Source organism: Streptomyces sp. NC-S4, from assembly GCF_054353315.1.
Window position 1 is genome coordinate 7123284 of record NZ_CM135937.1, and the last position, 11121, is coordinate 7134404.

Here is an 11121-nt window from a genome sequence, read left to right on the forward strand (position 1 = left end):
GCCGCTGATCCGCCGAAGGGGAGTACGCCGTTGTCCATGTTCAGCAATCTGCGCCGGGTCGTGCGGCGCAGCTACCGGCGGGCCGTCGACCTCAGCCACCCGGCCCGCTCCCCGCTCGGCAGTGCGGTGGTCAACTGCATCGTCTACCGCGACGGCGTACGGCAGGAGGACTGCGCCGAGGTGGAGGAGGCGCTGCGCCGGGTCCGCAAGACGGGTGACGGCTTCGTCTGGATCGGCCTGCACGAGCCTGCGAGGTCGGAGCTGGCCGGGCTGGCCGAGCTGTTCGGCCTGCACCCGCTCGCGGTCGAGGACGCCGTCAACGCGCACCAGCGTCCCAAGGTGGAGCGCTACGACGACACGCTGTTCTCCGTCTTCAAGACCGTGCGCTACGTGGAGCACGAGGAACTGACCGCGACCAGCGAGGTGGTGGAGACCGGCGAGCTGATGGCCTTCACCGGCCAGGACTTCATCATCACCATCCGGCACGGCGGCCGCGGCACGCTCGGCCCGGTCCGCGAGGAGCTGGAGGCCAGCCCGGACCAACTGGCCAACGGACCCGCGGCAGTTCTGCACGCCATGGCCGACCACGTGGTCGACGACTACGTGGCCGTGACGGACGCGGTGCAGAACGACATCGACGCCGTCGAGACCGCGGTGTTCAGCGAGGCCGGCGGCCGCGGCGACGCGGGGCGGATCTACCAGCTCAAGCGGGAACTCCTGGAGCTGCGGCGGGCGGTGGCGCCGCTCGGCCGCCCGCTGCAGCAGCTGGCCATGCAGCCGATACCGGTCATCCCGCCGGAGACGCGGGCGTACTTCCGGAACGTGGCGGACCATCTGACCCGGGCCACGGAGCAGATCGGCGCCTACGACAACCTCCTCGACTCCATCCTTCAGGCCCACTTGGCGCAGGTGACCGTCGCCCAGAACGAGGACATGCGCAAGATCACGGCATGGGCGGCGATCGTCGCCGTCCCGACCATGGTCTGCGGGGTGTACGGCATGAACTTCGACCACATGCCCGAACTGCACTGGACCTACGGCTATCCGCTGGTCCTCGGCGTCATGGCACTCGCCTGCTTCGTCATCCACCGGGGCTTCAGGCGCAACGGCTGGCTCTGACCGGACGCGGCCATTCCCTGGAGTGCGCCCGGGTATTGAGCTGCCGTCAGCTCTGGTAGTAAAGTTTCCTAACGAAGCTGGGACGCCTCAACTACCAGATGGAGGCCTTGTGTTCACCCCCCGCCGCAAGATGCTGGCGATCGGCGCACTGCTCGGCAGCGCGCTGATCGCCGCCCCCGTCGCCGCCCACGCCACCACGGCCCCCGCCCCCACGGCGCAGACCGTGGCGGCAGCGGCCGCAGGACTCGACGATCCGGCGAAGAAGGAGATCGCCATGAAGATCGTCTCCAGTGCGGAGAACTCCTCGCTGGACTGGAAGGCGCAGTACAAGTACATCGAGGACATAGACGACGGCCGCGGTTACACGGCCGGCATCATCGGCTTCTGTTCCGGCACCGGCGACATGCTCGACCTCGTCGAGTACTACACGCAGATCAAGCCGGGCAACGTCCTCGCCAAGTACCTCCCCGCCCTGCGCCGGGTCGACGGCAGCGACTCGCACTCCGGCCTCGATCCGAACTTCACCAAGGACTGGGCGAAGGCGGCCCAGGACGCGGACTTCAGGAAGGCCCAGGATCACGAGCGCGACCGGGTCTACTTCAACCCGGCCGTGAACCAGGGCAAGGCCGACGGGGTCGGCGTACTGGGCCAGTTCATCTACTACGACGCCATCGTCATGCACGGCGACGGCGGCGACTCCACCAGCTTCCGCAACATCCGCAAGCGCGCCCTGTCCAAGGCCAAGCCCCCGTCCCAGGGCGGCAACGAGACCGCTTACCTCAACGCCTTCCTCGACGCCCGGGTCTGGGCGATGAAGCAGGAGGAGGCGCACAGCGACACCAGCCGGGTCGACACCGCGCAGCGGGTCTTCCTGAAGAAGGGCAACCTGAACCTCAACACGCCGCTCGACTGGAAGGTCTACGGGGACTCCTTCCACATCGGCTGACGGCGGGCCGCGGGTCGCGGGCCGGGTCGGGGGCCCTCCTCCCCGTCCCGGCCCGCGGTGTCGCGGGGCGATAACGATGTGGGTAACGATCAGATCAGCCACGGGGGCGTCAAGTGGGCCTCTGGTGCGGACGTTTCGGACGTTCAGGGACATGGCGCTGCGACTGTGTCCCGAAGTCGTAACTCCGGTGCCGGAAATCGGGCGGTCCGGCCGATTTGGCCTCTGCGTAAGTGGCTTGACCGCGACGTAAGGGGGGCATAAGTTCTGCCCCGGCTTGCTCCAGCAGGACGGGCCCGAACGATCGTCCTCTGGGGGGACCCTCATGAACCACTACACCGACGTCCTGAAGAAGTACGCCGTCTTCTCCGGCCGCGCGCGCCGCCAGGAGTACTGGATGTTCTTCCTCTTCAACGTGCTCGCCCTGATCCTCCTGCTGGTCCTCGACGGCGTGCTGGGCACCGCCCCGCTGCTCTACAGCGTCTACGCGCTCGCCGTCCTCCTGCCGAGCCTGGGTGTCGCCATCCGCCGCCTGCACGACACCGGCAAGTCCGGCTGGTGGATCCTCGTCGGCCTGGTGCCCTTCGTCGGCTTCATCTGGTTCATCGTCCTGATGGCCTCCGCCGGTCAGCAGCAGCCGAACCAGTACGGCCCGGACCCGAAGGCCTACGGCGTCTGATCTGCCGTACGGCCTGATCAAGGCCTGAATGCCTGAGCGCCGCCCCCGGCCGGGAACAGCCGGGGGCGGCGCTTCCGCCTTTTCCGGGGCCCGCCGGGGTCCGCGTGACACGCGTCTCCCGGACTGGCGGCAGGGGGCTGTCCAGAGCGGCCCGATCACGAGATATCTTGATGTCGAGCAATGTTGCAGACGAGAGACGCAGACTGTGGAGCGGAGCATCCGGTGACTGACTCGACCATCATCTACACGCACACTGACGAGGCCCCGGCCCTCGCGACGTATTCCTTCCTGCCTGTGATCCAGGCGTACGCGTCGACTGCCGGTGTGAATGTCGAGACCCGTGACATCTCCCTGGCCGGTCGGATCATCGCCGTCTTCCCGGAGTACCTCCAGGAGAGCCAGCGGATCGCCGACGCCCTCGCCGAGCTCGGCGAGCTGGCGAAGACCCCGGAAGCCAACATCATCAAGCTTCCGAACATCTCGGCCTCGATCCCGCAGCTCAAGGCCGCGGTCGCCGAGCTCCAGGGCCAGGGCTACGCCCTCCCGGACTACCCGGACGACCCGAAGACGGACGAGGAGCGCGACATCCGCGCCCGCTACGACAAGGTCAAGGGCAGCGCCGTCAACCCGGTCCTGCGCGAGGGCAACTCCGACCGCCGCGCCCCCGCCTCGGTCAAGAACTACGCCAAGACGCACCCGCACCGCATGGGCGCCTGGACCACCGAGTCGAAGACGAACGTCGCCACCATGGGCGAGAACGACTTCCGCTCCACCGAGAAGTCCACCGTGATCGCCGAGGCCGGCAGCCTGCGCATCGAGCACGTCGCCGCCGACGGCGCCACCACCGTGCTGCGCGAGTCCGTACCGGTCCTCGCCGGTGAGGTCGTGGACGCGTCCGTCCTGCACGTCGACGCGCTGCGCACCTTCCTGAACGACCAGATCGAGCGTGCCAAGGCCGAGGACGTGCTGTTCTCCGTGCACCTCAAGGCCACGATGATGAAGGTCTCCGACCCGATCATCTTCGGCCACGTGGTCCGCGCCTTCCTGCCGAAGACCTTCGCCCGCTACGGCGAGACCCTGGCCGCCGCCGGCCTGTCGCCCAACGACGGCCTCGGCGCCATCCTGAACGGCCTGGGCGCGCTGTCCGACGGCGACGCGATCAAGGCCTCGATCGACGCCGAGATCGCCGAGGGCCCGGCCCTCGCGATGGTCGACTCCGACAAGGGCATCACCAACCTGCACGTGCCGTCCGACGTCATCGTCGACGCCTCGATGCCGGCCATGATCCGCACCTCCGGCCACATGTGGGGCCCGGACGGCGCCGAGGCCGACACCCTCGCCGTCCTCCCGGACAGCAGCTACGCCGGTGTCTACCAGGTCGTCGTCGACGACTGCCGCACCCACGGCGCCTTCGACCCGTCCACCATGGGTTCGGTCCCGAACGTCGGCCTCATGGCGCAGAAGGCCGAGGAGTACGGCAGCCACGACAAGACCTTCGAGATCGCCACCGCGGGCACCGTCCGCGTCGTCGACGCCGCGGGCAACGCGCTCATCGAGCAGGAGGTCGCCGCCGGCGACATCTTCCGCGCCTGCCAGACCAAGGACCTGCCGATCCAGGACTGGGTCAAGCTCGCCGTCACCCGTGCCCGCGCCACCGGCGTCCCGGCCGTCTTCTGGCTGGACGAGAACCGCGCCCACGACGCGCAGCTGATCGCCAAGGTCAAGACGTACCTCGCCGAGCACGACACCGAGGGCCTGACCATCAAGATCCTCTCCCCGGTCGAGGCCACCGCCTTCTCCCTGGAGCGCATCCGCCGCGGCGAGGACACCATCTCGGTGACCGGCAACGTGCTGCGCGACTACCTGACCGACCTCTTCCCGATCCTGGAGCTGGGCACCAGCGCCAAGATGCTGTCGGTCGTTCCGCTGATGAACGGCGGCGGCCTCTTCGAGACGGGCGCCGGCGGCTCCGCCCCGAAGCACGTCCAGCAGCTGGTCAAGGAGAACTACCTGCGCTGGGACAGCCTGGGCGAGTTCTTCGCGCTGGCCGCCAGCTTCGAGCACCTCGCGACCACCACCGGCAACGCCCGCGCCCAGGTGCTGGCCGACACCCTGGACCGCGCGACCGGCACCTTCCTCAACGAGGACAAGTCGCCGAGCCGCAAGCTGGGCGGCATCGACAACCGCGGCAGCCACTTCTACCTCGCCACCTACTGGGCGCAGGAGCTGGCCAAGCAGACCGACGACGCCGAGCTGGCCAAGGCCTTCGAGCCGGTCGCCAAGGAGCTGACGGAGCAGGAGGAGACCATCGTCGCCGAGCTCGTCGCGGTGCAGGGCTCCCCGGCCGACATCGGCGGCTACTACCAGCCCGACGCCACGAAGGCCGCGGCGATCATGCGTCCGTCCGCGACCCTCAACCAGGCGCTCGCCCTCCTGGGCTGATGCCGACAGCCGTACCCACGCGTCCCTGACGACGTGACCCGCCCCGCCCCGGCCGGCCCCGCGCCCGGCCGGGGCGGAGCCGTATCCGCAGCCGTATCCGCAACCGGGCGGCCGCGTCCGGGCGGCCGCGCCCGGGGCGTGGCCCGAAAGGGGACGAGGGCGTCATGGGGCTCCTGGCCGAGGACGGGGCCCTGCGCTAGCGTTCGGGGTCGGTGTGCCGGGGGTGTGCCGGGGTTTCGCCGACAACGTTCTGGGGGTTCTGTGGCGCGTCGTTCCGACACGTCCTGCGGCGGCACCGGCTGCCTGGGACTGCTGCTCGTGCTGTTCGTCCTGCCCACCGTCGGCTATCTGCTGGCGGTGCCGCTGGCGCTGCCCGATCTGCTGGCCGAGCAGTCACCGCCGCAGCAGCTGCACGGCTTCGGCCAGTACCTGATCGTCTACGCCGTCCCGGCCCTCGTCGCCCTGCTGCTGGCCCTGTTCGCCTCGCGCCGCCGCCGGACCGGTGCGTGGTGGCTGGTACCGGCCCGGGCGGCGGCCCTCCTCGCGCTCGTCGCCGCGGCGCTGTGGTGGACGGAGAGCAGGGTCGGGGAGTACCCGGTGTGGAACGTCCGGGCCACGGCCGAGAGCATGGCCGCCGGACTGGTGGCGCTCGCCTTCGTGGTGGCGGTCCGCCGCTGGGACGCCTCCCGCGGCGGCCCGCGCGTCACCGGCGCCGCCCACCTTCCGGCGCCGGGGGAGATCTGGCTGGCCATGGTCCCGCTGCGGGAGGACCCGGCGCGCCGGCTGCGCCACTACTGCGTGGTGCTGGCCGTCCATCCCGGCCACGCGGAGGTCGCCCAGATCACCACCAAGGACAAGGACGGCCGCGCCGACCACATCCGGATGCCCAACGACGGCTGGGACAAGGCCTCCGGGCGCGCGCACTGGGTGGAGTTCGGCCGTCCGCCGCGCCGGGTCGAATACGGGATGTTCCTCAAGTCGCGTCCGCAGGGGCGCTGCCCGGCCCCGGTGTGGCGGCAACTCAGCCGGCAGCTGGGCTGACATCGGCGGCTACCCGGCAGCCGATCTTCAAGAGCCCTCGCGCCGGAGCGGGCGGAGCGGAGCCGGTGGATCAGAGCCGGTGGATCCGCTCCTGTTCGAAGGCCAGCGGGGAGCGCCCGGCGGCCAGGATCCGCAGCCCCGGCGCCACGGCCAGCAGGTTCCGCAGCCAGGCCAGCGCGTCCGGGCCGAGCTGCTCCGCGCCGTCCAGGACGAGCAGCATGTCCCGTTCGGCCAGCCACCAGGCGGTGTTCGCCGTCCCGCGGGCCGGTGCCGGCATCCCGGGTACGCAGCCCAGCTCGGCCGTCAGCTCGCGGACTCCGTAACCGCCGTGCTGCGGGTTCATGGCGACGACGGCCACCCCGTCGTAGAAGTTGGACGCGATCCGCCGCGCGATCTCCCGTACCAGCAGGCTCCGCGGCTCGCGGAAGGCTCCCGCCACGGTCAGGACGCGCCCCCGCCGGACGGCGGTCAGCAGCCGCGACATTTCGGCGGACGTCGCCGGCAGCGTTCCGGCTAACCGTGTTTCCCTCATCGACCCGGCTTCCCCCATGGCCCCGGATTCCCTCATCGGCACGATGCCCCCATTGCATGCGTGACCAAGTGCGGCAGGAGGGTTTTTTCGAGCCGCGTGACGACGATTATGCGCCACTTGCGCCGTAAGGCTAGGGGAATGTCGCATTCCGAAGAATGCGTTCGCTGCGCCCCAGGTGGGGACGTTGCGCGGGCCACCGGACGGGCGGCGTAGTTCCCGTGGTCCGTGTGACGTACGCACCCGAACTCCGGCTCCTGGGAACGGTTGTCCGGACGCCGGGATTGGGCTCTACTGCTGTGCAGCCCCTCGTAGGGCATATTCGCGGGAGGGACCAGAATGACAGCGGACCGGCGAACGGACCGGCGAGCACAGCATCGTGCCGGCAGGCGGGCACCGCGCGCGGGCCGGGTGACCGGACCCGTGTCGCACCGGCGCCGGCCGGCCTTCCGGGGGCGCAGGCCGCTGCTCGCCACGCTGCTCTCCGTCTTCCTCCTGGTCGGCGTCTGCGCGGCCACCGGAATCGCCTGGGACCCCCGCGACGCTGGTTCCGTGCAGGAGGCCTCGGCCCCCGCCGGGGGCCTCCCGGCGGCCACCGGGACCCCCGGCGCTCCCGCCGCACCCGGCGGGGCCGCCCCCTCACCCGGCGAACCCGCGGCGCCCACGAAGGGCTCGGCGGCCAAGGGCAACCCCAAGGAGGCGGTGGACTCCGGGGCCGAACGCCCCACCGGCGCCCTGCCCTTCGACATGCCCTCGCAGGCCGCCCTGCGCTCCGGCGCGGCGGGCAAGAAGCTGGTGTTCGCCCACTACTTCACCCCCTACCCGCTCTCCCTCGACAACGCAGCCGCGGACCGGGACTACTACACCCGCAACTACCTCGACCCCGACGGCGAGAGCGGGAAGCACGGCCGGTACGGCGGCCTGCTGCGCGACCGGCCGCTGCCCGTGACCCCGAAGAGCGGCGACTGGGAGTACGCCAACCTCCAGCAGGAGGTGCGCACGGCCCGCGCGGCGGGCATCGACGGCTTCACCCTCGACCTGCTCTCCCTCTCCGGCAAGAACTGGGACCGCTGCAACCTGCTGATGGCGGCCGCCCGTTCGGTGGACCCGGCCTTCAAGATCATGCTGATGCCGGACATGACCTCGCTGAAGACCGACGACCCCGCGGTGCTCGCCGAGGCGATCGCCACGCTCGCCGACGCCTCCGCCGCGCACCGGCTCCCCGACGGCCGCCTCGTGGTCTCCCCCTTCAAGGCGGAGGAGAAGAGCGTCGCCTGGTGGACCGAGGTCATCGCCCGGCTGAAGTCCGACCATGGCATCCGCACGGCCTTCGTCCCGCTCTTCCTCGACTTCGGCGCCCACAGCGGCGCCTTCGCCCCGATCAGCCACGGCTTCTCCGAATGGGGCAGCCGCAGTTACGTCGGCCAGGAGAGCTCCACGCGCGACGTCCAGCGGGCCCACGACATGGGCAAGATCTGGATGCAGCCGGTGTCGGTCCAGGACGCGCGCCCCAACCAGGGCATCTACGACGAGGCGGGCAACACCGCCACCCTGCGCTCGACCTGGACGCACGCCATCGAGGACGGCGCCGACTGGGTACAGCTGACCACCTGGAACGACTACTCGGAGGGCAGCCAGTTCGCCCCCTCCCTGCACAACGGCCACGCGTACCTGGACCTGACCTCGTACTACCTGACCAGGTTCAAGACGGGCAGCTGGCCGAAGATCGTCCGGGACACCCTCTACCTCTCCGCGCGCACGCAGTTCGCGGACGCCGACCCGACCGGCGACCAGTCGCTGGTGATGTCGCTGCGCAAGGGGAGCGCCCCGCCCCGGGACAAGGTGGAGGTGCTCAGCTTCCTCACCGGGGCCGCTTCCGTCCGGACGGCCGTCGGCACCGCGGAGGGCAGTCACGAGGCCCCCGCCGGCATCCATGCGCAGCTGTTGCCGCTGAAGGCGGGCACCAGCTCGGCGCAGGTCGTCCGGGACGGGAAGGCCGGTGTGAAGGTGGACCTGCCGTACCGGGTGGACCACAAGGTGGAGGTGCAGGACCTCCAGTACTACGCGGCCACCAGCGGCCGCGGCTCCTAGGCCGTCGGGGCGAATCCGGGCTGGTCGAGCAGGCGCAGCCGGCTGCCGTCGGGCCGGCGCCGCACAGAACCTCCGGCCGGCGATCGCCCCGCAGGCCGGTGCCGCCGACGCGGTGGCCGACCTCGCCGCGCGCGGACTGGGCGTCGCAGTCCTCAGCGAGTCCATGGCCGGGGCCCACCGCGACCGGCTCACCGCCCGCGCCATCGACGACGTCGACATCCCCGCCCTGCCCTGCCTGGTCCGGCGCCCCGCGCCCGGCCCCGCCGTGCGCGAGCTGCTCGCGTACGGGCGCCGCGCCTCCGGCGGTCTACCGGAGCCGGCGGCGGCAGGAGATGATCCGCAGGACAGCCGCGCCGCACCCCCGGAGGAGCAGTGACCGAGCCGATACGTCCCGCCGGATCCGCCCAGGAGTTCCCCGGCGGCCCCGCCCTGTTCCGACTCGACCCCCGCGTCACCCACCTGAACCACGGCTCCTTCGGCGCGGTTCCCGTCCCCGTCCAGGAGGCCCAGGCCGCGCTCCGCGCCGAGGTCCACGGCGACCCCGACGCCTTCTTCATCGCCGTCCCGGACCGGCTCGCCCAGGCCCGCACCCGGATCGCCGCACACCTCGGCGCCGACCCCGACGGCATCGCCTTCATCGCCAACGCCACCGAGGGCGCCAACCTCGCCCTGGACGCCGTTCCGCTGGCCGACGGCGACGAGATCCTGGTCACCGACCACGGCTACGGCACCGTCGTCGCGGCCGCCGCCCGCCGCGCCCCGGTCACCACCGTGGCCCTGGACCCCCACCTGCCCGACGAGGACGCCGTACGCGAGAGCGTGCTGGCCGCGCTGACCCCCCGTACACGGGTGGCCGTACTCGACCACGTCAGCTCGCCCACCGCACGGATCATCGCCTCCCCCCGGCTCCTCGCGGACCTGCGCGAACGCGGGGTCACCACCGTCGTCGACGGCGCCCACACCCTGGGCATGCTCGCCGACCCCCTCGCGGGCGGCGCAGACTTCTGGTTCGGCAACCTCCACAAATGGGGCTACGCGCCCTCCGGCAGCGCGGTCCTGGCCGTTGCCCCGCAGCACCGCCACCGGATCAGGGCCCTCGTACCGTCCTGGGAGGACCAGCACGGATTCCCGCGGTCCGTCGAGAACCGCGCCACCGCCGACTACACCGGCTGGCTCGCCGCGCCCGAGGGCCTGGACCTGCTCGAACGCCTCGACGCGGCCAAGGTCCGGGCCCACAACAGCACGCTGGCCGCCCACGGAGCGGCCCTGCTCGCCGAGCTCCCCGGCCTCACCCCGCTCCCGCACGGCGAGGCCCTCGCCATGCGCACCCTGCGCCTGCCGCCCGGGGTCGCCGACACCCCGGAGCAGGCCCGCGACCTGCGCGAGCGGATCGCGGCCGAGCAGCGCATCCGGGTGCTGATCTGGCCCTGGCCGGGCGGCGGCGGCATCCGCGTCTGCGGCCAGATCTACAACCGGCCCGAGGAGTACGAACGCCTCGCCGCCGTCCTCCCGGCCTACCTCAGCCGCGCCTGAGCAGGTACGTGTCCATGATCCAGCCCTTGCGGGCGCGGGCCTCGGTGCGCAGCTCCTCGATGCGCCCGGCGACCTCCGCGAGCTTGCCCGAGACCAGGATCTCGTCCGGAGTGCCCACATAGGCCCCCCAGTAGATGAAGAGGTCCTGGTCCAGGTGGGCGGTGAACGCGTGCCGCGCGTCCAGCATCACCACCACGTCGTCCACGTCCTGCGGCCAGCCCTCGGCCAGCCGGCGGCCGGTGGTGATCTGGACCGGGCGCCCGACCCGGTTCAGATTGGTCCGGTGCCGCGCCAGCAGCGCCGAGATGCTGCTGATGCCGGGCACGACCTCGTGCTCGAAGACCACCCGGCCGCGCTCCAGCACCTCGTCGAGGATCGCGAGCGTGGAGTCGTAGAGGGAGGGATCGCCCCAGACCAGGAACGCCCCGGTCTCGCCGTCCGCCAGATCCTCCGCGACGAAGCGCTCGAAGAGCTCGGCCCGCGCGCTGCGCCAGCCGTCCACCGTCGGGGTGTAGTCGGCGGGCGTTCGGTCCCGGTCCGGGTCGCGGCCCTCCACCAGCCGGTGGCCGGGGCGGGCGTGCGCGTCGAGCATCGCGCGCCGCAACCCGGTCAGATCCGCCTTCTCCTCGCCCTTCTCCAGGATGAGGAATGCGTCCGCCGCGCCGATCGCCCTGACCGCCTGGAGGGTCAGGTGGTCCGGGTCGCCCGCGCCTATGCCGATCACTGAGAACTTCTTCACCCGGC

10 protein-coding genes are annotated in these 11121 nt (G+C 71.4%); 8 read left to right on the top strand and 2 right to left on the bottom strand.

All coding sequences use genetic code 11. The features are described 5' to 3' along the window. Positions 1–36: 36 nt before the first annotated feature. From corA to ACXNSR_RS32025, 5 genes are all read left to right on the top strand, one after another. A complete protein-coding gene (gene corA / locus ACXNSR_RS32005; protein ID WP_458638831.1) occupies positions 37–1119 on the top strand; it encodes a magnesium/cobalt transporter CorA in 1083 nt (360 codons plus the stop codon). 130 nt (positions 1120–1249) lie between these two features. Beyond that, positions 1250–2065 carry a chitosanase gene (locus tag ACXNSR_RS32010; RefSeq protein ID WP_458643455.1) on the top strand — a complete coding sequence of 272 codons (816 nt, stop codon included), beginning with the start codon at positions 1250–1252 and terminating at the stop codon, positions 2063–2065. Between the two features lie 322 nt (positions 2066–2387). Beyond that, positions 2388–2741: a DUF805 domain-containing protein gene (locus ACXNSR_RS32015; RefSeq protein WP_458638832.1), complete on the top strand. Its 354-nt coding sequence runs from the start codon at positions 2388–2390 to the stop codon at positions 2739–2741. Positions 2742–2963: 222 nt separating this feature from the next. After that, complete coding sequence (locus ACXNSR_RS32020) at positions 2964–5183, top strand: NADP-dependent isocitrate dehydrogenase (protein ID WP_458638833.1); 2220 nt, start codon at positions 2964–2966, stop codon at positions 5181–5183. A gap of 261 nt (positions 5184–5444) precedes the next feature. Continuing rightward, on the top strand, positions 5445–6224 hold the full coding sequence (locus tag ACXNSR_RS32025) for a hypothetical protein (protein WP_458638834.1): 780 nt from the start codon (positions 5445–5447) through the stop codon (positions 6222–6224). Between the two features lie 70 nt (positions 6225–6294). Here ACXNSR_RS32025 and ACXNSR_RS32030 read toward each other — a convergent pair whose 3' ends face one another. Beyond that, a complete protein-coding gene (locus tag ACXNSR_RS32030; protein WP_458638835.1) occupies positions 6295–6708 on the bottom strand; it encodes a hypothetical protein in 414 nt (137 codons plus the stop codon). Between the two features lie 468 nt (positions 6709–7176). Here ACXNSR_RS32030 and ACXNSR_RS32035 point away from each other — a divergent pair, with 468 nt between their 5' ends. Genes ACXNSR_RS32035 through ACXNSR_RS32045 form a run of 3 tightly spaced genes read left to right on the top strand, consistent with a single transcriptional unit; the run spans position 7177 to position 10377 of the window. Continuing rightward, positions 7177–8844, top strand: coding sequence for a glycoside hydrolase family 71 protein (locus tag ACXNSR_RS32035; RefSeq protein WP_458638836.1), 1668 nt, complete (start codon positions 7177–7179; stop codon positions 8842–8844). A 13-nt stretch (positions 8845–8857) separates the two neighbouring features. Continuing rightward, on the top strand, positions 8858–9220 hold the full coding sequence (locus ACXNSR_RS32040) for a LysR substrate-binding domain-containing protein (RefSeq protein WP_458643456.1): 363 nt from the start codon (positions 8858–8860) through the stop codon (positions 9218–9220). Beyond that, on the top strand, positions 9217–10377 hold the full coding sequence (locus ACXNSR_RS32045) for an aminotransferase class V-fold PLP-dependent enzyme (RefSeq protein WP_458638837.1): 1161 nt from the start codon (positions 9217–9219) through the stop codon (positions 10375–10377). The genes ACXNSR_RS32040 and ACXNSR_RS32045 overlap by 4 nt, the downstream gene beginning before the upstream one ends. Here ACXNSR_RS32045 and cobF read toward each other — a convergent pair. Next, positions 10364–11116 (bottom strand): precorrin-6A synthase (deacetylating), encoded by a 753-nt coding sequence (gene cobF / locus ACXNSR_RS32050; RefSeq protein WP_458638838.1) that lies wholly within the window; start codon positions 11114–11116, stop codon positions 10364–10366. The genes ACXNSR_RS32045 and cobF overlap by 14 nt on opposite strands. Positions 11117–11121 lie beyond the last annotated feature (5 nt).